This window comes from Salinirubrum litoreum (assembly GCF_020567425.1).
Taxonomy (GTDB): domain Archaea; phylum Halobacteriota; class Halobacteria; order Halobacteriales; family Haloferacaceae; genus Salinirubrum; species Salinirubrum litoreum.
Map to the genome: position 1 here is coordinate 956,563 of NZ_JAJCVJ010000001.1, position 22,419 is coordinate 978,981.

The following is a 22,419-nucleotide window of genomic DNA, read 5'->3' on the forward strand; positions in this document are numbered from 1 at the left end:
ACCCCCGACTGGACGTGATCTGCTGGCGACCCGACCCGAATCGTGTCCGAGCGACGGCGAGGACCGATTCGCCGTCCGCGTCGCCAGCAGTCGGGGAGGCCAGGGGCGGGTACTGCACGAGACCGGGGTCCCGGCCGGGGCTCAGAACTCTCCGAGACTCGTCTGGTCCGACCGACTCTGCTCGTCGTCACTACTCGCCTCTCGACGTCGACGCCGCGAGAGCGACGCCCGGGCCAAGAGTTCTGCGTCCGAGTACAGCGCCTCCTGTGCGCGGTCGTGGTGCCGAGCCATCAGCTCCCGCGCCTCGCTCGCCCGACGTTCGTAGTCCACGACCGGGTAGGGGTAGTCCTCGCCGATCTCGACGCCGGACTCCTGCTGGACCGCGAGTGGCGTCTTCTCCGGGCGCGGCAGGTGATCGTCCGGGAGGGGCGCGAGTTCCGGGACGTAGCGCCGGACGAACTCCCCTTCGGCGTCGTACTCCCGCGCCTGTTTGGCCGGGTTGTACACCCGGATGGGGTGGACGCCGACCAATCCCGCTTGTGCCTGCCACTGCTCGTAGTTGATCCCCGGATCGGCGTCGATCAGATGCGAGTAGAGGAAGTCCGCGCCCGGTTTCCACCACTCCCGGAGGACGTACGAGTAGAACGTCGCCACCAGCGAGCGCATCCGGAAGTTGATGAACCCGGTCTCGACCAGCGCGCGCATCGCGGCGTCGACCATCGGGAAGCCGGTTCGGCCCTCCCGCCACGCGGCGACGAGGTCCGGGTCGTGGTCCTGCCGGTGGAGCGACCGGAAGACGGGGTTGATCGACCGCTCCGTGGCCTCGGGCCAGTCGGCGAGTTTCTGCCGGTAGTGGCGGTTCCAGAACAGCCGCGAGGTGAACATCTCCCGCCCCCGGCCGTCGACCGCCTCGGACTGGACGCGCTGGTACACCTCCCGGATGGACAGCGCGCCGAACTTCAGGTACGCCGAGAGGCGCGAGCAGTGCTGTTCGGCCTTCGCCGGCCGGGAGACCGCCGAGGGGTACTCGTGGATCGTGTCCACGAACCGGTCCAGGCGGCGCAGACCGGGCGTCCGGCCGCCCCGTGGGACGCGCTCCTTGGCGGACTCGATGTCGTACTCCGCCCGGAGGTCGTCGAGCGTGCAGTCGCTCGGGATCGGGTTCGTCGGGAGGGAGTCGGGCGTGGGGTGCCGGTCGGCCTCGAAGTACGCCTCGCACTGGTCGCTCCAGCCGTCTCGACTCCGGCCCTCGCGGACGATGCCGTCCTCGCCGAACGCCTCTGTCCCGCGCCAGCCGAGTACCGTCTCGTCGCGGGCGAGTCCGTCGGCGGTCGGGACACCGCGGTTGACGTACAGGCGAGTGTGGTCGGTGGCCGAACCGCGCGCACCGGGTGTGAGGAGTTCGCGGAGTCGCTCGACGCTGTGCCCGTGGAGGATCGCGAGGTCCGACCCGAGGTCGCGGTACTGCTCGCGGAGGTCCGCGAGACACTCGAAGAGGAACTCGATCCGGGCGTCACACGCCAGGCCGCGCTCGTCGTAGAACGCGGGGTCGGCGACGAACACCGGGCAGGGCGTCCCGTCGCGACTCGCGGCGGCGAGGGCGGCGTTGTCGGCGGTCCGGAGGTCGTCCCGGTGCCAGACGACGATCCGCTCTGTCATCGTCGGTCACGGTGGGCAGTCTGCGTCACCGAAGCGGGGTGAGTCACGACCGAAATGAGGGACGGCGGTCGCATAAAACCACCCGCGCCGTATGGGTCGCTGGACTTTTCCGGCGACAGGTCGGCGTCGCCGGCATGGACGCACAGGAGACCGTCGCCGACTTCCTCGACACCCACGACCTGCACACCGACCCGGCCTACCGACTGCTCGATCTGACCGCCGAAGTCGGTGAACTCGCGGCGGACGCGACCGCGTCGACCGACTACGGTGCCAGTCCGGCGGAGATCGATCTCTCGCGGGACGAACTCGGTGACGCGCTGTTCGCGCTGTTGGCGCTCGCCGAGGAGACGGACACGGACGCGGACGCGGCACTCGCCGAGTCACTGGCGAAGTACGACGCACGGATCGACAGCGAGGGCTCACCCGGCTCTGGCGACTGACACCCAGTAGAGGTGGTCGGGGACCGGCGAATGACTCTTGTCGGAGGCTGTCGAATCCGGTGGCGTGCATCCACGCGCCGAGGAGTTCGCGGCACAGGCCCGCGACCGATACGAGTTCGATCCGGCGATCCGGGAGTTCCCGGAAGGGACGAAGACGGCCGCAGACGCCGCCGAGGCGATCGGCTGTGCGGTCGGGCAGATCGCCAGCAGTCTCGTCTTCGCGGTCGACGACAGGTTCGTGGTGGTCGTCACCAGCGGCGCGAACCGCGTCTCCGAGGCGCGTGTCGCGGCGGAGACGGGCGTCGCTGCCGACGATGTTCGGATGGCGGACGCGGACCGCATCCGTGAGGTGGTCGGCTGGAGTATCGGCGGCGTCCCGCCGTTCTGCCACGCGAGCGACCTGGCGATGCTGTTGGATCGTGACCTGACCGACTACGAGACCGTCTGGGCCGCCGGCGGGACGCCGACTGCGGTCTTCCCGGTCACGCCCGACGAACTGGTCTCGCTGACCGGTGCGACCGTGACGGAGGTGGCCGAGTGAGCGACGAGTCGTCGGGGTCGGGTGAGTCCGGAGGGGCGGACCCGACCGGCGAGTCGGCCGAGTCGGTACGCGTCTGGCTGGTGGAGCGGACGTACTCCGACGACGAGCAGAACATCGTGATCCTCGTCTACGCGACGCCGGACGGGGGTCGGTACTTCCGGAAGGAGCGTGCGCTGACGAGTTTCACCGACGTCCGGGATACCACGGCCGCAGTCGACGCGCGGCCGGAGAACCTCGGAACGGTCGACGACCCCGACGAGCGCGAGCGCTACGCCACCGAGGCTGCCCGGATGCGCGAGGCTCACGACCCGGAGGATCTAGTCTGAGGTGCCGGCGGTCTCGAACGTGCGTCTCAGACAGCGTCGGCGTCGACCCAGATCATGAAGTCGTTCTCGGCGACCCGGACTAACCCCCGGATGCCGCGCCCCTCGCCTTCGAAGGACTCGTCGACGTCGGCCAACTCGACCCGGTGGACGTCTCGCACGTCGTCGACGAGCCAGCCGCGTGGGTCGTCGATCGTGTCGAGCATGACGACCCGGTCGCCGGAGTCGGGACCGGGGTCGCCCACGTCGAAGACGGCGCGTGGATCGAGGACGCGTGCGGTCTGGCCCCGGAGGTCGGTCACACCCGCGACTCTGTCCGGGGTGTTCGGCAGGGGTGTGACCTCGGCGTCGACGATCTCGGTCACGGCGTCGATGCCGAGACAGTACCTGTCGCCGCCGAGACTGAACTCGACGACGCCTACTTGATCCGCCATCGTTCCCGGCGACGGGACCATCCGGTATAAACCCTCGCGGAACTGGAACGTTAGGTGAGTGGTCGGGTTGGTGTCTGGTCCGACCGAGACCGTGTTTTCGACCGCGACAACATCACAGACCGCGACAACGTCGCAGGCCGCGACAACATCACAGACCGCGACAACATCGCAGGCCGCGACAGCACCGCTACTCGATCCGGGACAACCGGAATATTCGACCGCACCCGCGACAGCACCCGCCACAGCACAGCAACAGCATCCGCGACTGCACAGCGCCGCACCTCGTCCTCCCCAGCCTCGGCCACCTCTCCGCACCGCCCGCGACCCTCCCTCGCGCGCGTGAGTCGCGCGCGCCAGCGCGCCACGCTCCGACACCCGACCACGCTTCGACAGTCGAGAACCCGAGCGGACGCGCTCAGCAGTCGGGGAGGAGTGGGGAGGACCGCGACTGCCGGGTTCCAAACCGACAGACGACTCGCCTGAGGGAAGCGCGTGGTTCGAGAGACGCCGGGGGCTTTCACACCTCGTCGGCTGGGACCGATTCGACTGAGCTCCATCCAACCCATTCGACCGAGTTCACCGATCCAGTCGAATCCTCGAACTCCCGAGCTACTTCGCGTCGCTGATGCGCTCGAACTGCTCGGCGGTCAGCGAGACCTCGGCCGCAGAGATGTTCTCCTCCAACTGCTCGACGGTCCGGGCACCGATGATCGGCGCAGTCACCTGCTCGTGGTGCAGGAGCCACGCGAGCGACACTTGGCCCGGGGAGGCGTCCACCTCGTCGGCGACCGCCTCGACGACCTCCAGCGCGTCGAAGTTCTCGGGCGTGAGGTACGAGTCCACGAACTGCTGGTCGGTCGCGGCCCGCGAGTCCGCCGGCGGTTCCTCGTTCCGACTGTACTTGCCCGTCAGGAACCCCCCTGCGAGTGGCGACCACGGGACGACGCCGATGTCGTAGTCTGCACACATGTCGAGGTAGTTGCCCTCGATCTCGCGGTTGACGGCGTTGTAGCGCGGTTGCGCGATCGAGAACGGTTCGTAGCCGCGTCTGTCGGCGAGTTCGTTCGCCTTCACGACCTTCCAGGCGTTCGGTTCGAAGGTCGAGGTGCCGAGGTAGTTCACCTTCCCGGCCCGGACGAACTCGTCCAAGGTGCGCATGAACTCCTCGACCGGCGTGTCGTCGTCCCAGCGGTGGATGTAGAGCAGGTCCACGTAGTCCGTGCCGAGACGCTCCAGGATCAGGTCGATCTGTCGTCGGAGGTGTTTGCGGCTGAGTCCCGATCCGTTCGGGTCGTCGCGGGTCGGCCAGTAGATCTTCGAGGCGACGACGTAGTCCTCCCGGTCGCGGGTCGCGAGCCAATCGCCGATGTACTCCTCCGACCGGCCGTCGCCGTACATGTCGGCCGTGTCGATGAACCGACCGCCGTGGTCGGCGTAGGCGTCGAGCAGGTCGTGTGCCCGATCGCGGCCGACCTCGATGTCGCCCTCGTCGTTCTCCCTGCCGAAGCGCCACGTCCCGAAGGCGATCTCGGAGACCTTCGTGCCAGTCCGCCCGAGTGAAACCGTGTCCAGCGTCATACTCGAGGCTCACGTGGCGGCGGCTAAAACGCGCCGGTTCCGGTCGCCGGGAGTGTCGATCGGTGACCCCCGTCCGCTCGGCGACGGCCGACTGCTCCGGCGCGCGTCGAAACACACAACCACCGCCGTCGTGCAGTCGAACTATGACCGACACAGACACCGAGACGCCGGCCGACGCGGCCGAGCAGTCACCGACCGTCCGCGTCCTGAGTTGCGGCGGCACCATCGCCAGCGAACCGAGCGACACCGGCGCGGCCCCCGCGAAATCCGGAAGCGACCTCGTCGCTGCGGTCCCCGAACTGGCCGAGTACGCCGACGTGTCCGCCGTCGAAGTCGCCTCCCATCCGGGGTTCGACATGCAGTTCTCGGCGGTCGCGGGGGTCGTCGAGGCGATCCGCGAGGGCATCGAGGCCGGCGTCGACGGCTTCGTGGTGACCCACGGAACCGACACGCTGGCGGACACCGCCTACGCGCTGTGGTTGACGCTCGATCCCGACCGTCTCGGCGACAGACCGGTCGTCGTCACGGGGGCACAGCGTCGGTTCGACGAACCGAGTTCCGACGCCCCTGCGAACCTCACGACCGCTGTGAGAGCCGCGACCGGTGAGGCGGTCGCGTCGGGTGTCTTCGTCGCGTTCGACGACGAACTTCACGCCGCGCGGGACGTGGTGAAGACGCACACGAACAAACTGGACACCTTCCAGTCGCCCGGGACCGGCCCGGTCGCGTCGTTCACCCGTGCCGACGTCCGGGTCCACCGCCGGCCTCCCTCGACGGCGACCGGTTCCTCTGTCGAGGCCGGGTCCCTGCCCGCGTCGGCACTGTCGGCCGACGCCGAGGTGGCGGTCGTCCACTCCGGTCTCGGCGTCGGCGCTGGTGGGATGGACCGCGCGCTCGAAGCCGGCGTGGACGGCATCGTCGTCGAGGGGACCGGACTCGGGAACGTCACCGGTGCGCTGGGTGACGCGATCCGCGACGCGGTGGAGTCCGTGCCGGTCGTCGTCGTCTCCCGGTGTCACGCCGGGCCGACCGAACCGGTGTACGGGACGCCCGGCGGAGCGGTGACGCTCCGAGACCACGGCGTCCTGTTCGGCGGCGACCTGCCGACCGCGAAAGCACGGGTGAAGCTGTGTCTCGCGCTGTCGGCGGGTGCCGACGAGGAGACGCTCGCCGACCTCTTCGAGTGAGTCGGTCGGAGGACGATCGATCAGTGGGTCGTCGAAAGAATCGGATGCGTCGGCCGGTGCCGGGCAAACACTGTGGCCGACGCGGGTGTGTCAGTGGCATCGTTCGATGCCGTCGGTCTGGGGGCGATGCAGTCGCGCACTCACCGGGGACCGGCGGGAGAGAGTCGGAGCCGGGGCGGTCCGCCGGGAGTGCGCTATCCACACCGACCACGCGATGGGACGTAACTATGTGGCGAGTACCGTGCGTAAGGCACTCCATACCGACCCTGCTGGCAGGGAGTTCGAGAGTCACTCGGCCGCGAGTCGTGGGGTATTTATCCCGTCCCTCATGGATTATCAGCCAGAACGATGTCGGACACGGGCACGGCCGAAGACGGGTTCGGGACGGACCGAGGGGAGACGACACCGACCGACCGGACGGTCGACAGCAACCTCTTCATCACCGTCTCGGGGCCGCCGGGCTGTGGCGCGACGACGGTGTGTAACCGCCTGTCGGCCGTCCTCGACTGTGGCTACGTCAGCGGGGGCGACATCTTCCGGGAGTTGGCCGAGGAGCGTGAGATGAGTCTCTCGCAGTTCATCGCCGAGGCGGAGGCCTCCGAGGAGATCGACCGCGCACTCGACCGCCGACTCCAGACCATCGCCGAGAAGTGGGGTACCGCGAACAACGCGTTCATCCTCGAATCCCGTCTCGCGGGGTGGCTCGCCGGCAACCGCGCCGACCTCCGGATCTGGCTCGACGCGCCGGCCGAGGTGCGCGTCGACCGGACCCGTGCCCGCGAGGAGATGGAAGCAGAGATGCGCGTCCGCGAGGTGTCGGAGGCCGGCCGGTACGAGAGCTACTACGGCATCGACATCACCGACCAGTCCTTCTACGACCTCTCGATCAACACCGCCCGCTGGGACGAGGACACCGTCCTCGACATCCTCCTGTCGGCCGTCGACGGCTACGACGCCCAGGCCGACGAGGGTGCCTTCGCGACCAAAGACGTGGACGTGTAGGCGGTCGCAAACGGTATGCCGCCGACGGGCGTCGTCTCCGACATGGACCTCAACCGGATCGCGAAGCGTATCCACAACGTCTCTCCTCGTCCGATTCGACTCACGTTCGCCGACGGCGAGACCGGCGTCTTCCACTTTTCGAGCACCGAGTTCTTCCAGACCGACTTTCAGGGCGAGGCGACCCGCGAGGGCGACGACGCCGACTACCGGGTGACGACGACCGAAGAGGGCGCGGGCGTCGTCGTCGGGCGAAAGGGACCCGACGACGAGGGCTGGTCGCTGGTCGGCGAGGTCGTCGACGCCGAGGCGGTCGAATCGTGACCTCGGAGATCTGGCACAACGAATAAGCCGTGAGCCGTCGTACACGTCGGTATGGGAGACAGATCACTCACACTCTTCGAGGTACACCTGCACGACGGACTCAGCTTCAGCGCGACCAACACCTCCCCCGCGATCGGTGTCGGCGACGACGAGAGCGAGGGAACCGAGATCGACGTCGAGGACGACGAGACGGCGTTCGAGACCGCCGGCGACGACGAGTCGGCGGGCGTGGGCAACGGCGTGAAGGTCCTGATCGGTCTCGTCCTCGTGGCCGGACTCGCTGTCGCCGCGCGGAAACTGATGGGCACGGACGACCTCGAGGAACTGGAAGAACTCGACGACCTCGCCGCCGAAGCCTGAGCCGAAAACGAAGTCGAGGACGACTCGGCGCTGTCCGGCCGCCGCCGCGACGGTGGTGCTGGACGACCCGCGGTCGGCGAACTGTTCTCACCGGATCTTCACGTTCGATACTGTTCGGACAGTTGACGTGTGTCGGGCAGGCGACGACGCGGCCAGCGTCGTCTCCCGACCGACAGGATCGGCGGCGCTGAGGCCCTGCGCGGTGGGCTGAGCGGGAGAAATATCACGTCGGAGACGAGTGGGATTTACGTACCCTCGGACCTGTGACAGTGGTATGGCAATGACAGTTCGGGAGTACCTCCCGATGCGGATTCGTCGGAGTTACTCCGCGAAGTTCGCCGCGATCCTCTTGAGTATCGGCGTCGGGATCGCGATCCTCGGCGGCAGTGCGACCGTCTACATCGCACTCGGGATCCAGCAGGGGTACATCACGGTGCTGAACACCTACCTCGCGGGGTTCGGTGCGACCATCGGTGCCATGCTCGTCGCAGGGGTGATGGGGATGGTGCTCGGTCGGCGGACGGCGGCGTCCATCGACCACCTGTCGGCGCAGGCCGACCGGATCCAGTCGGGCGACTTCGACGTGGACCTGGAGACGGACCGCGTCGACAACATCGGGCAGTTGTACGACTCGTTCGGCGAGATGCGTGACGCACTCGACACGCAGATTCAGGAGGCCGACGCGGCCCGTCAACGGGCCGAGACGGCCCAGCAGGAGGCCGAAGCCCTCGCCGAGCAGTTGGAGACGCAGGCCGACGAGTACAGCGACGTGATGCAGGCCTGTGCCGAGGGAGATCTCACCCGGCGGATGGACCCAGGCGAGCACGAGGCGATGGCCGAGATCGCCCACGAGTTCAACACGATGATGGACGAGTTGGCGGCGACGGTCCGCGAACTAGAGGAGTTCGCCGAGGAGGTCGCCACCTCCAGCACGCAGGCGTCGGCCAGTATCGAGGAGGTGAAGGGCGCGAGCCAGCAGGTGACGACCTCGGTCCAAGAGATCTCCGACGGCGCGAGTTCACAGAACGACAACCTCCGAACCGTCTCCGAGGAGATGAGCACGCTGTCGGCGACGATCCAGCAGATCGCCGCCTCCACGGGCGAGGTGGCCGACCTCTCCGAGGACACCGCCGAGGCGGGCGAGGAGGCCCTCGACGACGCCGAAGAAGCCATCGAGGGCATCCGGGCCGTCGAGAGCGAGTCCGAGGAGACCGCCGCACAGATCGACCGCCTCCAGCAGGAGATCGGCGAGATCGACGAGATCGTCGACTTCATCACCGAGATCGCAGAGCAGACGAACATCCTCGCGGTCAACGCCTCCATCGAGGCGGCCCGCGCGGGCGAGGCCGGCGAGGGGTTCGCGGTCGTCGCCGAGGAGGTCAAGTCGCTCGCCGAGGAGACGAAGGAGGCCGCCGGCGACATCGACGAACTGGTCGCCCGCATCCGCGAGCAGACCGGGAAGGCCGCCCGCGAGGTGGACCAGACCGCCGAACTCGTCTCGGAGAACGCCGACAGCGTGGAGAACGCGGCCGACTCGGTCGACGACATCGTGACGAACGTCCACGACACGAACCAGTCGATCCAGGAGATCAGCGAGGCGACCGACCAGCAGGCGACCTCCACCGACGAGGTCGTCTCGACGATCGACCAGGTCGCCGCCACGTCCGAGCAGACGACCGCCGAGGCACAGACCGTCGCCGCCGCCGCCGAGGAACAGACCTCCGCCCTCTCGGAGGTGACCGACAGCGTCTCCAGTCTCGCCGACCGCGCGACGCATCTCTCGGAACTACTCGACGAGTTGGAGACCGACGACGACGCGTTCGACTACCCGCTGGAGGAGGACGCCCCGGAGCCGCCGAACACCCCGGACGGGGAACCCGCACCCGCCACCGACGGCGGCGAGACGCACTGACTCCCCACCAGCGGCTTCACGCCTCACTGACCGTTCCCTGCGTTCCTCGCCACCTCTCGTCTCACAACGTCTGTTCGTCGCCGTCGGCCGTCTCGATCCGGAGCGTGCCGGTTCGTGGATCGAGCGTGACCGTCCGGCCGTAGTCGCCGCCGGTGTCGGTGCCGTCTATCGGGATCCCAGCCTCGGTGAGCGCCCGCCGAACGGCCTCGGCGTTGCGTTCGCCGATGCGTTCGCCGACGCCGGAGAACTCGAACAGGTCGCTCCCGCCGGCGAACTTCGCTCTGAGTCTGCGCCGACTGCCGCCCGCCGCGACGACCTCGCGTCCGAGGTGTGGGATCGCCGTGTCGGCGAACTTGGCGGGGGGTTCGCCCGACCGGCGGTCCGAGTCGGGGAGCATGACGTGTGCGAGTCCGCCGACGCCGGCCTCCGGATCGACGAGCGCGACCGCGACACAGGAGCCGAGACCGTTGCTCCGCATGGCCCCGGTGCCGACGGCGTACTCGGCCATCCGGACGCGGGTCACGTCCGGCCTGCCGCGCATCGCCGTCACGTGTCCGGTGCGAGGGGTGCCAGCCCCTCGCCCTCCGAAATCGCACACACCCGGCAGTCGAACCGACCGCCGGCCGCCTCCACCTGTGCGTCGAACGTCGCGGCGAACGACTGTCGCCGGCCGAGTCGCACGAGTACCGGATCGACCACCGCCTCGCCGATGTCGTGGACGACCTGCGGCGGCGAGATGTCGATCGCCGTCCCGAGGTCGTCCGCCCAACTGTCCACGACGCCGCCCGCGACGACGTTGCCCAGTTCCGCGATCGCGTCCCGGCCCTCGCTGTCGAGGGCGGTCGTCCCGGCGAGTTGCCTCGCGACCGCCCGCGCACTGGCTTCGTCCAGGAGGAGCAGGAAGTAGCCGTCCGGGGGGCCGTCGAACCGCGCGGCGACCGCGACCATCGGTTCGTCGTCCACGTCGCCGACGAGTCCCTCCACCGGGAGGTAGGTCAGTTCCCGGACCGTGACGCTCGTCTCGACGCCGGTCAGTCCGCCGATCCGGTCGGCCGCCGAGGCCGCGCTGTCGGCCGCGAGTCGGTCGGACGACCGGAGGCCGGCCGGGCCGTCGTCGACGAACTCCAACAGCAGCGTGATCCGGCCGGCGTCGGTCTCGATCACGGTTCTGGCGGACGGCACGCGCTCCTCGGCGAAGTCGGGTCGGGCGGGCGGAGCCATGTCGATCGCCGTCTCGCGGGCGTCGGCCCAGCCGTCCACGAGTCCGCTGACCATCACGTTGCCCAGTTCCGGGAGGGCGTCGGGATCACCCGCCGCGTGGCGCACCGCGTCCGGATCCTCGAAGACGACCAGCACGCGGTCGGTGGTGTCGCCTCGGAGTTCGACGCCGACGACTGCGGCGTCGGCCGGCGTGTCCGGCGTCAACAACCCGAGTGTGGTCCGGGTGCCGTGGACTCCGACGTCGGTCATCGCACCGAGGCGGTCGGCGGCCCGCACGCCGCCCTCGTCGGCCAACCGGTAGGCCGCCTCGACATCCGTATCCTCGTCCATTGTCGACGTGTTCACGCACCGGCCCCTCATAGCTTTCGGCTACACGGACGCCGTATTCTATGCTGTCAACGATCGAAAAAGAACGGTGGACGGGAGCGACCGGCCGACCTACAGCGTCTCTACGTCCAGTACGGGCACGACTCTACCCTCGCCGAGGACGGTCGCACCCGAGAGTCCAGGGATACCTTCCAACACGCCGTCGAACGGTTTGATGACGACCTCCTCCTGTCCGGCCACGGCGTCCACGCCGAGGGCGACCTGCCGGACGGACGACCGGGCACGGACCAGCATCTCCCCCTCGACGCGCCCGGCCACGTCGAGTGCGTCGCCGAGGCGGACGAGCGGGTACAGTTCCCCGTCGATGGGGACGACCTCGCGTCCCTCAACGGTCCGGGTCTCGGTCAGGCGACCGATCTCCTCGACCGCAGACACCGGGACGCCGAACTCCTCGTCGCCGACCTCGACGAACAGCGTCCGGGCGATGGCGACGGAGACGGGCAGGCGAAGTCGAACCGTCGTCCCCTCGTCCGGTTCCGACTCGATCTCGACGCGCCCGTCCAGCTCACGGAGCGTGCTGGCGACCACGTCCATCCCCACCCCTCGACCCGACACTTCCGTCACCTCGCCGGCGGTCGAGAACCCCGGTTCGAAGACGAGTTCGCGGGCGGCGGTGTCGCTCATCGCGGCCGCCTCCTCGGGGTCGAGTGTGCCGCGTTCGACCGCCGTCTCCCGGAGTGCGTCCGGATCGAGACCGGATCCGTCGTCGCTGACCTCGACGGTCACCCGATCACGCGAGCGCCACGCGCTGAGTTCGACGGTGCCCTCGCGGGGTTTCCCCTTCGACTCGCGGATCTCCGGCGGTTCGATGCCGTGGTCGACCGCGTTCCGGACGATGTGGATCAGCGGGTCGCCGATGGCTTCCAGCACGTCTCTGTCCATCTCCACGTCCTCGCCGTCGGTCTCCAGGGAGACCTCCTTCCCGCACTCGCGGGCGGTGTCCCGGACGACGCGCGGGAGGGTGCTGGCGACCGTCGAGAGCGGGACGAGTCGCGCGTCCATCACGGTGTCCTGCAGGTCGCCGGTCGCGGTCTCCAAGGCGTCGAGTTCCTGCTGGGCGTTGTCGAGGTCGCCGGACTCGACCGCCCCGCGAAGCCGGATTCGGCTGGTCACGAGTTCCTCGACGAGGCCGTAGAGCGTGTCCAGCGTGTCGACGTCGACCCGGACGGACTGGACACGCGCGCCGTCGTCGCCCGTCGCGTCACCGTCCGCCTCGCCGGTCGCCTCGGCGCGTGCCTCGCGGTACTGCTGGACCGCCTCGGCGTCGGCGGCAACGTCGCCGGCGAGGACCGCGACTGCGGTCTCGATCCGGGGAATCCCCTCGAGCGTCTCGGCCAGGTCGTCGGGGTCGGCGTCGCTCTCGACCAGCAGATCGACGGGGCTCTCGAAGTCGCCCTCGCGGATCGCGGTCGAGTCGGGGTCGGCCCCGAGGACGTCGACTTCGCCGGCCACGCCGTCCATCGCCAGCGACCCGTCGATCTCCGGGAAGTCGCCGCCCAGCACCGAGAGTCTGACGTGCCGGGCGGGACCGTCCGGGTCGCCGGCGGTCTCCCGGAGTGCCTCGGTCTCGGCCTCGGTCGGCGTGGGGAAAGGCGACTCGCTGTCGTCGGTCGTCGTCGATGGCTCGTCACCGGTCGCGGTCTGTGTCGATGGCTCGTCACCGGTCGCGGTCGGCGGCGACTCCGACTCCCCTGTCGCTCCCGCCGAGTCGTCTGTCGGTTCCGACGTGTCGTCGTCGGCCATCTGGTCGTTCGCCGGGTCGAAGAACTCGTCGCCGGGGTCGGTGGTCGCGGTCGCTGGCGGCGCGTCGTCGCCTGCTGTGTCGGACGCGTCGGCGTCGTCGGTATCGGTCGTCTCGCCGACGCCGGAGTCGGACGCCTCGGCAGTGTCTGCCACTGTCGCGGCGGGCGACCGCTCGTCTGCTCCAGCCTCCTCGACGAAGGCGTCCAGTGGGTCCTCGGACTCGCCCCCGGCCGTGTCGTCTGCTGTGACTGCCGGGTCCTCGTCGTCGGTCGACTCACCGGTCGATTCCACGTCGTCGGCTGGTCTGTCCTCGACGTCGGTCGACTCCGCGTCCTCGGTGTCACCGTCGCTCTCGGAGTCTGCCGTCGCCGCCTCGTCGCTCGCGTCCACGGGATCGGTCTCGCGGACGACGCGTTCGATCTCGGCGACCGCCTCGGTCGGATCGCGGGCGATCTCCCCGGTCTCGGCCACCTCGTCGATCATCGCCTCGAACTCGTCCACGCCGGCGAAGGCGGCGTCCATCGTCTCGCCGGTGACGGGCACGTCGCCCTGTCGCATCCCGTCGAGCAGGTTCTCGAGGGCGTGAGCGAGGTTCGCGGCCGTCGAGAACCCCATCGCGCCGGCGTTGCCCTTCAGCGTGTGGGCGGTGCGGAACACCGAGTCCATCGCCTCCTCGTCGTCCGGATCGCCCTCCAGTTCGAGCAGTCCGGCGTTCAACGCGCTGATCGCCTCCTCGCTCTCCGCGACGAATGCGTCTGTGAGATCGTCCATGTTACTCCTCGAGGGCTCGCACCACCGCGTCCGCGATCTCGGTCGCGCCGACGACCGAGTCAACCGCGCCGGTCTCGACTGCGGAGCGCGGAATCCCCCAGACCGGCGAACTCGCCTCGTCCTGTGCGATCGTCGTCCCGCCGACCTGCTTGATCGCCTTGATCCCGCGTGCCCCGTCCTGTCCCATCCCGGTCAGCGCCACGCCGACCAGCGGATCGTCGATCGTCGTCGCCGCCGAGTGCATCGTCACGTCGATCGCCGGCCGGACGCCGTGGACCTTCTCCTCGTCGGTCGTCTTGAGTCGGATGCGCCCCCCGCCGTAGGAGTCGACGCGCATGTGTTTCCCGCCGCGTGCGAGAACGGCCTCGCCGGCCCCGACGCGAATCCCGTCGTCCGCCTCGCGCACGTCGTACGAGGAGACCGAGTCGAGACGCTCCGCGAGTCGGGCGGTGAAGTTCTCCGGCATGTGCTGGACGATCAACACGCGGGCGTCGATGTCGCGGGGGAGGTCGTACAGCACTCGCTGGAGGACCTTCGGTCCCCCCGTGGACGCGCCGAGGACGATGGTCGGGTTCTCGACGTACTCCGTCGCCACCTCGCCGATACTCGACTCGATGTCGTCGGCCGTCGCGTCGCCGGTCGTGTCCGGGTCCGCGAGGTCCGCCGCACCGTCGCCGGTGCTGTCTGCGGCGGTCGTGACGGCCGACACGTCCGCGCTCCGGACGGTCTCGACCTTCTCTACGAGGTCGATGGCCAGATCGCCGGTGTCCGTCGAGACCTCGCCGTCGGGTTTCGGCAGGAAGTCGACCGCCCCCTTCGAGAGGGCGTCGAAGGTCGCCTCGGCACCGCGTTCGGTGTGAGCCGACAGCATCAGGATGGGGGTCGGTTGCGTAGACATGATCGCCTCGGTGGCGTCGATACCGTTCATCGTCGGCATCTCGACGTCCATCGTGATCACGTCAGGGTCGTGTGCGCGGGTGGCCTGCACGGCCTTCTCGCCGTCGCTGGCCTCGACGACCTCGTAGTCGGCGTCTTCGAGCGCCTTCCGGACGACCGTCCGCATGAACTGCGAGTCGTCGACGACCAGCGCCTTCACGCCACGTCACCCACGGCGGACAACACGTCGGGTTCGTCGAAGGGTTTCGTGATGTAACTGTCCGCGCCGGCGTCGACGGCCTGTTGCATCTTCTCGCGTTGGCTCACGCTCGTACACATCACGATCCGTGCCTCCGGGTCGGACTGCTTGATCCGCGCGGTCGCCTCGATCCCGTCCACGTCGGGCATCACGATGTCCATCGTCACCACGTCCGGGTCGTGTTCGTGGTACGCCTCCACCGCTTCCGCACCCGTCTCCGCCTCCCCGACGACCTCGAAGTCCTCCTCCAAGATGCCGCGGAGGAGTCGCCGCATGAACCCCGAGTCGTCGACGATCAGTACGCGCGTCGGCATTTGCCGATAGTTCGCAAATATGGCATATAAACCCTGCCACACGTTTTCTCGTTGTGAAAACTGTCTGTCATTATTCCGGACTCTCGGTCGCTGGACAGATCACGCTGCGGAGAGTTCGACCAGCGTCTCCACGTCGAGCCACGCCACCGGTTCGAGGTCGCCGGCGGTCTCCAGTTTGATCACCTTCTTCACCAGACCGTGGGAGACACCGGCCCCGGCGAGTTCGTCCATGGCCGCCTCGGTCTCGACTCGCTCGGGTGGCACGTCCAGCACGTCCAGCACCTCGTCGACACGGAGACCTACGCCGTCTTCGCGGTCCAGAACGAGCACCTGCGAGCCAGTGAGGTCCCCGCCGTCGGGTGTCACCTGTGCGAGGTCGCTGTCCAGCGAGACGGTCGGGTCTACGACCGCCGTGATCTCTCCCCGGAGGTCGATGACGCCGACGACCCCCTCGGGTGCGCGCGGCACGCGCGTCGGTTCGCGATCCTCGACGATAGAGCGAACCGCGTCGACATCGACCGCGTAGGTCTCGGTACCGAGCCGAAACACGACGACCTGTTCCATAGCCGACTGTCCGACCGATCCGACATAAATCCTCGCGGCAGACGTCTGCGACGTGTGAGAAGTACGAGTCGACGGTGGTGACCCGCCGCGGAACTCGGATGCACCCGACACGCCCGAGAGAATTATGCTACCGGGTCCCGTACCCGGACGGGAATGGAACTGCGCCGCCTCGTCCGAGGCCGACTCCCGTGGTCCCGGCTCGAAGCGGTCGTGGCACACCTCGCAGAGCGGTACGACTGCGAACGCGTCCACGTCCGCTTTCTCGACGCCGACAACTGGCTCTCCACGCCGATGGTGCTGGACGACGAACTGTTCGTCAAAGTGATCTCCCGGCAGAACTCGCTGGTCCACGCGGTGTTGACGACCGGTCGGAACCTCGGTGCCTTCTCCAGCGGGACCGAGGGCTTCTTCGAGCACTTCGGCACGCCCTACCAGATGGCCCAGCACGAACTGGAGGCGACCGGGAAGATGCGCGAACTGGGGATCAACGCGCCGGAACCCATCGAGGCGCTGGAGTTCGACGGACTCGGTGTCGTCGTGATGGAGTACCTCCCCGAGTTCGAGTCGCTGGAGGCGCTGGATCGCAGTCGTGAGAAGGAACTCGCACCCCAGTTGTTCGAGAGCCTGCGCACCCTGCACGACAACGGACTGGCCCACGGCGACCTCCGGGCCGAGAACGTCCTGATCCTCGACGACGACCTCTACTTCATCGACGCGACCGGCGTGAACCCCGACGCGACCGAGGACGCCCGCGCCTACGATCTGGCCTGCGCACTCGGCGCGTTAGAACCCCTGATCGGCGCGCGTGCGGCGGTGGAGTCGGCACTGTCCGCGTACAGTATCGAGGAGTTGCTCGCTGCGACCGAGTTTCTGGACTTCGTCAACATCCGCCCGGACCACGACTTCTCGGCCGCGTCGGTGAAAGGCGAGATCGAGAAACGGGCGACCTGAGTCCTCGTGCGATCCGACTCACACGACCACCCGACCCGACTCACTCGATTTCGATCTCCACAGCCTCGACAGATTCGCGCTCCCGGCGGTCGGCTTCCTCCCACAGTTTCTCGACGAGGAGCGTCAGGTTGCGCTCGTTCGACTTGAAGATCGCGGCGAAGATCGGGCCGACCACCGGGACCGCGCTCCCGACGATGTTGATCCCGACGTTCGCCAGCATCCGGACGATGGTGAGATACGACACTCCGAGGTTGGCGGCTTCGAGGACGACGTACAGCGAGACGCCGGTGCTGACGACCTCGCCGCCGGGGATCAGCGCGAGGACGGGGTCGATCCCGAACCGGCGTTTCGTCCCGGGGACGCGGAACGCGCTGTCCATCAGGCGCGCGACGGCCCGGAGGCGGTCGAGCGCCGGTTCGTCGAGACTCTCGGGCGCGTCGGCGAGGTGTGACTCCATGTCGCTTCCTGGGTTCGCCGAGGATATGAGAGTTGTTGCGGAGATGCTGTGTACTCGAACGTGTCGGTCGGTGATGCGATAGCTGTCGAATCGGTCGTGGATACGATAGCTGTCGAGTTGGTCGGTGACAACAAGGGGTGAAAGCCCCCGGCGTCTCGATGGTCCGCGACTCGTTGCGCGCTTCCCTCACGAGAGCGCGTCGCTACGCTCCGCGCTCTCGTTCAGTTCAGTGTTGTCGGGCGACCCGAGAGTCGCCCGACTGCTGGCGAGAGCTTCGCTCTCGCTCTGCTTACGTCGTCGGGGACCAGTCGAGACGCCGGCCCCTTTCAGTCCCACCCGAATGTGCGACCCATCACGTCGCTACTGGTCGTCACCCAGCGTGACGTTTGCAGGCTCGGAACCCGGTCGTCGCAGTCGTCCCCGAACCTCCCCGACTGCTGACGACGCGAACTGCGAGTCGGTTCTCGCTGTCGCTCGAACACGACTCGGTTTCGGTCGCCAGCAGATCGCGTCCTCCGGGGTTCCAGAATCGCCCGGATTGGGTGACGGGCCTGCCGTCTGCGAGGGGTATAAAACCGTTCGAAAGTGCTTATATACCCCGAGTTGCGTGTGATTCGGCCCCATTTCCGGCGCGCGCGAGGAACGTGCGCGAGGGAGGCGAGGGTGGGCGGTGCGGAGAACCCCCGCCGAGGTTGGGGAGGACGAGGTGCGGTGCTGTCGCGGTCGCTGTCGCGGGGCGATGCTGTGCCGTGCCGTGCTGTCTCGGTGCTGGTGCGGTTGCGGTCGAATATTCCGTTTGTACCGGATCGAGTAGCGGTGCTGGTGCGGTCGCGGTTGCTGTTGTGGTCGTAGTCGGTGGCGCGGTTGCGGTTGCTGTTGTGGTGCCAGTCAGTGGAGCGGTTCCGGGCGCTCGCAACTGTAGCGGTATCGTCTCTCTCACCGGTCGTACGCACGGCACGACCTGAGACGCCACCTATCGAGCAACCCGGTCTCGGCTCGACCCCTATCTCAGAACGGTAAGAGATCACGCATCTGATCCAGCAGGCCCCTCGAGGACGAAGCCCGGTGATCCTCGAAGATCGGATGCAGAAGCTCCAGTAACTCCGATTCGGACTCGAACTCCCGGCGTGGCAGTTGCGAGAGCGCCTCGTCCATCGAGAGGGTGTTGCCGAAGGCGTCGTAGGGAATCTCCGGGTCCCGAAGCCCTGCGACGATCTCCTCGTCCGTGGCCGGGAACTGCACGTCGCTCTCCGACAGTCGCGCGTCCAGCGCGGCGATCCCGAACTCGATGGCGTCCGGTTCGTCCGACGACCCGCCCTGCGGTGGCCTTACTCCCATCACACTCGCGTTGTGTCCGACGGGACAAAAATCTCCGGCTCTCGACCCGTCGGGGTCGCACCCCCGAGCCACGGCGTTTATCGCCCTCCGGCGTCACCCGTCGAGTATGACCGAGTACACGACGGTCTCGATCCCGAAGGAACTCGGCGACCGCGTCGAAGAGACCATCGAGGGGACCAGTTTCTCCAGTACCAGCGACCTCGTGCGCTTTCTCCTGCGCAGTATCGTCATCCAGCACCAGAAACAGGGCAAACTCACCGAAGCCGAGTTCGAGGAGATCACCGACCAACTGACCGACCTCGGCTACTTGGAGTAAGCCGGCACGGCCCGATTCGGTGCGGGTCCGACAACAGCAGGCATATCCGCCTCGCGCCCCACCCACGACCGTGCAAGACGCCACGCTCTGTCTGCCCGTCGTGGACGGGCGCGTGCTACTGATCCGCAAGAAACGGGGCGTGGGAGCCGGACTCTACAACGGGCCCGGCGGCAAGATCGAACCCGGCGAGACGCCGCGAGAGTGTATCCACCGCGAGGTGAACGAGGAACTCCGGATCGGTCTCTCCGAGGTCGAGAAGGTCGGGGAACTCGACTTCGTCTTCGGCGACGACCCGTTCATGTTCGTCCACGTCTACCGCGCGAGCGACATCTCCGGCGAACCGGAGGAGACCGACGAGGCCGACCCGAAGTGGTTCGACACCGACGACGTGCCCTACGACGAGATGTGGCCCGACGACCGGCACTGGGTGCCGAAACTGCTCGACGGGGAGACGTTCACCGGGCGCTTCCGGTTCGACGACGAGGGCGACGACCTGCTCGGCTGGGCGATGCGGACCGACGTGGAGTTCTGATCTGTTCCTTCCGCGAGCAGTCGCCGACCTCACACCATCGCACTGCTGTCTATCTCGGGATTCTCCCGGACGAACTCGACCAGCGTCTCGACGTAGTCGCCGAAGGGGGGACACGAAATCCCACTCCCGGACAGATCACGCAGGGTGTGCCCCGAGGTGTACCGCGTCGGATGCGTGAAGTAGTTCACCGACTCGGGTTCGATCCGCATCAGTCGATACACGCCCGGCACCGACTCCAGCGATCGCTTCGCAATCGTCCGCGTCGTCGGCACCGACACCAACCGCCGGTCGGCGGCGTCGGCCAGCAGTCGACTCATCTCGGCCACGGTCGGCGGGTTCGGATCGGCGAGTTGGTAGACGACACCCTCGGACTCGTCCAGTCCCGAGAGGTGCGCGATGGCATCGACCACGAAATCACGCGGGACGACGTTGATCTCGAACTCGTCGGCTCCCGGCGGGAGCGGCAGGACCGCGAGACGAGGCTGTCGCAGGAGCCACTGGAGCACGAAGTACGGCCCGTCGTACTTCTGGGTCTCGCCGGTCCTGCTGTCGCCGACCGCGATCGCCGGCCGATAGATGGTCGCCGGGAGTCCCTCGGCCATCCGCTTCTGCACTTCGACCTCCGCGAGGAACTTCGTCGCCTCGTACCAGTTGTTGAACGTCTGTCCCTCACGCAACATCTCCTCGGTGAAGACGCCGTCGTAGCGCCCGGAGACGTAGCAGGTGCTGACGTACTGAAAACGCTCGATGTCGGGGCAGGCTTCGGCGAAGTCCAGCACGTGGTCGGTCCCCCGGACGTTGACCGCTCGTCCCACGTCCTCTGAGACGCCGAGGTCGTACACCGCCGCGAGGTGGTACACCTCGGCAGTGTCGGACTGAAGACGGTCGGCCGTCTCGTCGTCGAGTCCGAGTCCCTGCGCGGTGATGTCGCCCTCGTGCAGTCGGATCGCGGGCTCCGTCTCGGCCGCCTCGGTCCCGGCCGGCGACAGTAGTTCGTCCACCCGCGACTCCGCCTCGTCACGGTACTTCGACTGGATCAGACAGGCGATCTCGTCGCCGGTCCCGTATCGGTCCAGCAGTCGCTCCACGAGCGCCGACCCGAGAAAGCCCGGAAAGCCCGTCAGAAAGACGGTCGTCATCGTCGACCTCCGGGGAGTTTCTCGGCGACAGCGCGCACCCGCGACCGCAGGCCGGCCACGCGTTTCAGGCCGCGCAGGTTCCCGATCATGAACCGCTCCCAGACCCACCCCGGCACACGTCGCGGCGTGGCGAAGGGGACGACGCGCTGGGTCGAGACGGTCTGACTCTCCGTGAACTTCGTCAGGCCGTGCTCGCCGTGGCGTCGGCCGAGTCCGGAGTCGTCCATCCCGCCCATCGGCGCGTCCACCGAGGCCCACGTCGCCGCGAAGGCTTCGTTGACGTTGACGGTCCCGCAGTCGACGCGGCGGGCGACCGACTCCCCGACTGCGGTGTCTTCGGTCCAGACGGCGGCGTTCAGGCCGTAGTCGGAGTCGTTCGCGCGCGCCACCGCCTCGTCGGTACTCGACACCGGATAGACAGCGGCGACCGGGCCGAACGTCTCCTCGTCGGAGAGGGTCGCCGACTCGGGCACGTCGGTCAGCACCGTCGGCTCGAAGAAGTGCGGCCCGAGGTCGGGTCGCCGCCGTCCACCGGTCAGTACGGTCGCGCCCTCGGACAGGGCGTCCTCGACGTGTCGCTCGGTCTTATCGACCTGCTCTGCGGAGAGCATCGACCCCACGTCGGGGCCGTAGTCGTAGGCGGCCCCGAGTTCCAGCCGGCGCGTGCGCTCCACGAACTCGTCGCAGAAGTCGTCGAACACCGACTCGTGGACGTAGATGCGCTCGAAGGAGATACACAGTTGGCCGGCGGTCGTGAACGATCCTCTGACGGCACCCGCTGCCGCCTTCGACACGTCGGCGTCCGACAGCACGAGCATCGGGTTCTTCCCGCCCAGTTCAAGCGAACAGTCGATGAGGTGTTCGCCCGCCTGCGAGGCGACGATGCGGCCGACCTCGCTACTGCCGGTGAACTGCAGGAAGTCGACCGACGAGATCAGTGGCTCGCCCAGTTCCGGGCCGCGCCCGGTGACGACCTGAAAGAGGTCGTCCGGCAGACCCGCCTCCCGGAGCAGTTCGACCGCCCGGAGGGCGGTGAAGGGCGTGTGTTCGTCCGGCTTCAGCACGACCGCGTTGCCCGCCAGCAGTGCGGGGAGCGCGTCCGAGACCGCCAGCGTGAGGGGGTAGTTCCACGGCGAGACGACGCCGACGACACCGACCGGGTGCCGGTGTTCGACTGTCTTCGTCAACAGGGGAAACGCCCCGCGCCGGCGCTCGCTGGAGAGCATCCCCGGTCCCTCGCTCGCGTAGTACCGGGCGTTCGTCGCCACGTCGAGCAGTTCCTCGAACGCGTCCTGTCTGGCCTTCCCGCTCTCCAGTTGCATCAGGTCGAGCAGTTCCTGCCGGTGTGCCAGCACCCTGTCGTGGTAGCGCGACAGCACTGCAGCGCGTTCCGACACCGGGCGTTCGGCCCACGACTGCTGTGCCTCACGGGCGCGGTCGACTGCAGTCGATACGTCTTCGGGCGTGCAGGCCGGCACCGAACCGACGACCGCGTCCGTCGCCGGATCGCGGACCGTGATCCGGTCGCGGTTCTCGGCGGGAGCGCCAGAAGGGTCGGCCGTGCGGGTCGTGAGCGAGTCGAGTCGCTGGAGGTCGGCGACCGACTCGGGGGGCGACGAGCGTGTCACGTCTCTCGTGAGGGGCGTCGGCGAAATCAATGGTCCGGTCACACCACACTCGCGTCGAGGCCAGCGAGGGGTTCCCGAGGCGTCCCACGGTCTCCGGTGGGACCCGACCCCCGCCCCGTGACGCCCGGGACGTGTCACCCGGGCCCCGGCGACGTGTCAACGAGAA

Annotated in this window: 24 protein-coding genes; 11 read left to right on the forward strand and 13 right to left on the reverse strand. The window is 68.1% G+C overall.

Going from position 1 to position 22,419, the window contains the following annotated elements; genetic code table 11:
• Window positions 1-141: 141 nt before the first annotated feature.
• Entirely contained in the window at window positions 142-1,659 is a 1,518-nt protein-coding gene (locus LI337_RS04705) for an FAD-binding domain-containing protein (protein WP_227228559.1), read from the reverse strand.
• Between the two features lie 134 nt (window positions 1,660-1,793).
• Here LI337_RS04705 and LI337_RS04710 point away from each other — a divergent pair, with 134 nt between their 5' ends.
• The 3 genes from LI337_RS04710 to LI337_RS04720 all read left to right on the forward strand — a co-directional run bounded on the left by LI337_RS04710 (window position 1,794) and on the right by LI337_RS04720 (window position 2,966).
• The gene (locus LI337_RS04710; protein ID WP_227228560.1) at window positions 1,794-2,099 is read left to right on the forward strand and encodes a MazG-like family protein; all 306 of its coding nucleotides are present in this window, start codon (window positions 1,794-1,796) and stop codon (window positions 2,097-2,099) included.
• Window positions 2,100-2,163: 64 nt separating this feature from the next.
• Window positions 2,164-2,640 (forward strand): YbaK/EbsC family protein, encoded by a 477-nt coding sequence (locus LI337_RS04715; protein WP_227228561.1) that lies wholly within the window; start codon window positions 2,164-2,166, stop codon window positions 2,638-2,640.
• Entirely contained in the window at window positions 2,637-2,966 is a 330-nt protein-coding gene (locus LI337_RS04720) for a DUF7967 family protein (RefSeq protein WP_465269956.1), read from the forward strand. Before LI337_RS04715 ends, LI337_RS04720 begins: the two co-directional genes overlap by 4 nt.
• 26 nt (window positions 2,967-2,992) lie before the next feature.
• On the opposite strand, the gene LI337_RS04725 is transcribed toward LI337_RS04720, so the two are convergent.
• On the reverse strand, window positions 2,993-3,397 hold the full coding sequence (locus tag LI337_RS04725; RefSeq protein WP_227228562.1) for a chemotaxis protein CheW: 405 nt from the start codon (window positions 3,395-3,397) through the stop codon (window positions 2,993-2,995).
• 609 nt (window positions 3,398-4,006) lie between these two features.
• Window positions 4,007-4,975: an aldo/keto reductase gene (locus tag LI337_RS04730; RefSeq protein ID WP_227228563.1), complete on the reverse strand. Its 969-nt coding sequence runs from the start codon at window positions 4,973-4,975 to the stop codon at window positions 4,007-4,009.
• 143 nt (window positions 4,976-5,118) lie between these two features.
• Between LI337_RS04730 and LI337_RS04735 the strand changes: the two genes are divergently transcribed.
• From LI337_RS04735 to LI337_RS04755, 5 genes are all read left to right on the forward strand, one after another.
• Entirely contained in the window at window positions 5,119-6,162 is a 1,044-nt protein-coding gene (locus tag LI337_RS04735) for an asparaginase (protein ID WP_227228564.1), read from the forward strand.
• A 348-nt stretch (window positions 6,163-6,510) separates the two neighbouring features.
• Complete coding sequence (cmk, locus tag LI337_RS04740) at window positions 6,511-7,164, forward strand: (d)CMP kinase (protein ID WP_227228565.1); 654 nt, start codon at window positions 6,511-6,513, stop codon at window positions 7,162-7,164.
• Window positions 7,165-7,179: 15 nt separating this feature from the next.
• Window positions 7,180-7,485, forward strand: coding sequence for a DUF8072 family protein (locus tag LI337_RS04745; RefSeq protein WP_227228566.1), 306 nt, complete (start codon window positions 7,180-7,182; stop codon window positions 7,483-7,485).
• A gap of 51 nt (window positions 7,486-7,536) precedes the next feature.
• Window positions 7,537-7,845, forward strand: coding sequence for a hypothetical protein (locus LI337_RS04750; RefSeq protein WP_227228567.1), 309 nt, complete (start codon window positions 7,537-7,539; stop codon window positions 7,843-7,845).
• A gap of 274 nt (window positions 7,846-8,119) precedes the next feature.
• Complete coding sequence (locus LI337_RS04755; protein WP_227228568.1) at window positions 8,120-9,757, forward strand: methyl-accepting chemotaxis protein; 1,638 nt, start codon at window positions 8,120-8,122, stop codon at window positions 9,755-9,757.
• Window positions 9,758-9,818: 61 nt separating this feature from the next.
• Here the strand turns inward: LI337_RS04755 and LI337_RS04760 are convergent, their stop codons facing one another.
• The 6 genes from LI337_RS04760 to LI337_RS04785 form a co-directional block, all read right to left on the reverse strand.
• A complete protein-coding gene (locus LI337_RS04760) occupies window positions 9,819-10,298 on the reverse strand; it encodes a chemotaxis protein CheD (RefSeq protein ID WP_227228569.1) in 480 nt (159 codons plus the stop codon).
• A 5-nt stretch (window positions 10,299-10,303) separates the two neighbouring features.
• Window positions 10,304-11,308, reverse strand: a complete 1,005-nt coding sequence (locus tag LI337_RS04765; RefSeq protein WP_227228570.1) for a chemotaxis protein CheC — start codon at window positions 11,306-11,308, stop codon at window positions 10,304-10,306.
• 108 nt (window positions 11,309-11,416) lie between these two features.
• Entirely contained in the window at window positions 11,417-13,879 is a 2,463-nt protein-coding gene (locus LI337_RS04770) for a chemotaxis protein CheA (RefSeq protein WP_227228571.1), read from the reverse strand.
• A 1-nt stretch (window position 13,880) separates the two neighbouring features.
• The gene (locus tag LI337_RS04775; protein ID WP_227228572.1) at window positions 13,881-14,975 is read right to left on the reverse strand and encodes a protein-glutamate methylesterase/protein-glutamine glutaminase; all 1,095 of its coding nucleotides are present in this window, start codon (window positions 14,973-14,975) and stop codon (window positions 13,881-13,883) included.
• Window positions 14,972-15,328, reverse strand: coding sequence for a response regulator (locus LI337_RS04780; RefSeq protein ID WP_227228573.1), 357 nt, complete (start codon window positions 15,326-15,328; stop codon window positions 14,972-14,974). The genes LI337_RS04775 and LI337_RS04780 overlap by 4 nt, the downstream gene beginning before the upstream one ends.
• A gap of 99 nt (window positions 15,329-15,427) precedes the next feature.
• A complete protein-coding gene (locus LI337_RS04785) occupies window positions 15,428-15,892 on the reverse strand; it encodes a chemotaxis protein CheW (RefSeq protein ID WP_227228574.1) in 465 nt (154 codons plus the stop codon).
• 153 nt (window positions 15,893-16,045) lie between these two features.
• On the opposite strand from LI337_RS04785, the gene LI337_RS04790 reads away from it, so the two are divergent.
• Entirely contained in the window at window positions 16,046-16,843 is a 798-nt protein-coding gene (locus tag LI337_RS04790; RefSeq protein WP_227228575.1) for an RIO1 family regulatory kinase/ATPase domain-containing protein, read from the forward strand.
• A 40-nt stretch (window positions 16,844-16,883) separates the two neighbouring features.
• Here the strand turns inward: LI337_RS04790 and LI337_RS04795 are convergent, their stop codons facing one another.
• Window positions 16,884-17,300 carry a DUF4112 domain-containing protein gene (locus tag LI337_RS04795; protein ID WP_227228576.1) on the reverse strand — a complete coding sequence of 139 codons (417 nt, stop codon included), beginning with the start codon at window positions 17,298-17,300 and terminating at the stop codon, window positions 16,884-16,886.
• Window positions 17,301-18,308: 1,008 nt separating this feature from the next.
• Window positions 18,309-18,638, reverse strand: a complete 330-nt coding sequence (locus tag LI337_RS04800) for a hypothetical protein (RefSeq protein WP_227228577.1) — start codon at window positions 18,636-18,638, stop codon at window positions 18,309-18,311.
• Window positions 18,639-18,744: 106 nt separating this feature from the next.
• On the opposite strand from LI337_RS04800, the gene LI337_RS04805 reads away from it, so the two are divergent.
• On the forward strand, window positions 18,745-18,954 hold the full coding sequence (locus LI337_RS04805) for a ribbon-helix-helix domain-containing protein (protein WP_227228578.1): 210 nt from the start codon (window positions 18,745-18,747) through the stop codon (window positions 18,952-18,954).
• Window positions 18,955-19,024: 70 nt separating this feature from the next.
• Entirely contained in the window at window positions 19,025-19,486 is a 462-nt protein-coding gene (locus LI337_RS04810; protein WP_227228579.1) for an 8-oxo-dGTP diphosphatase, read from the forward strand.
• A 29-nt stretch (window positions 19,487-19,515) separates the two neighbouring features.
• On the opposite strand, the gene LI337_RS04815 is transcribed toward LI337_RS04810, so the two are convergent.
• Both LI337_RS04815 and LI337_RS04820 read right to left on the reverse strand, forming a co-directional pair.
• Window positions 19,516-20,625: an SDR family oxidoreductase gene (locus LI337_RS04815; protein ID WP_227228580.1), complete on the reverse strand. Its 1,110-nt coding sequence runs from the start codon at window positions 20,623-20,625 to the stop codon at window positions 19,516-19,518.
• The gene (locus tag LI337_RS04820; protein ID WP_227228581.1) at window positions 20,622-22,253 is read right to left on the reverse strand and encodes a succinic semialdehyde dehydrogenase; all 1,632 of its coding nucleotides are present in this window, start codon (window positions 22,251-22,253) and stop codon (window positions 20,622-20,624) included. Before LI337_RS04820 ends, LI337_RS04815 begins: the two co-directional genes overlap by 4 nt.
• Window positions 22,254-22,419: the final 166 nt, after the last annotated feature.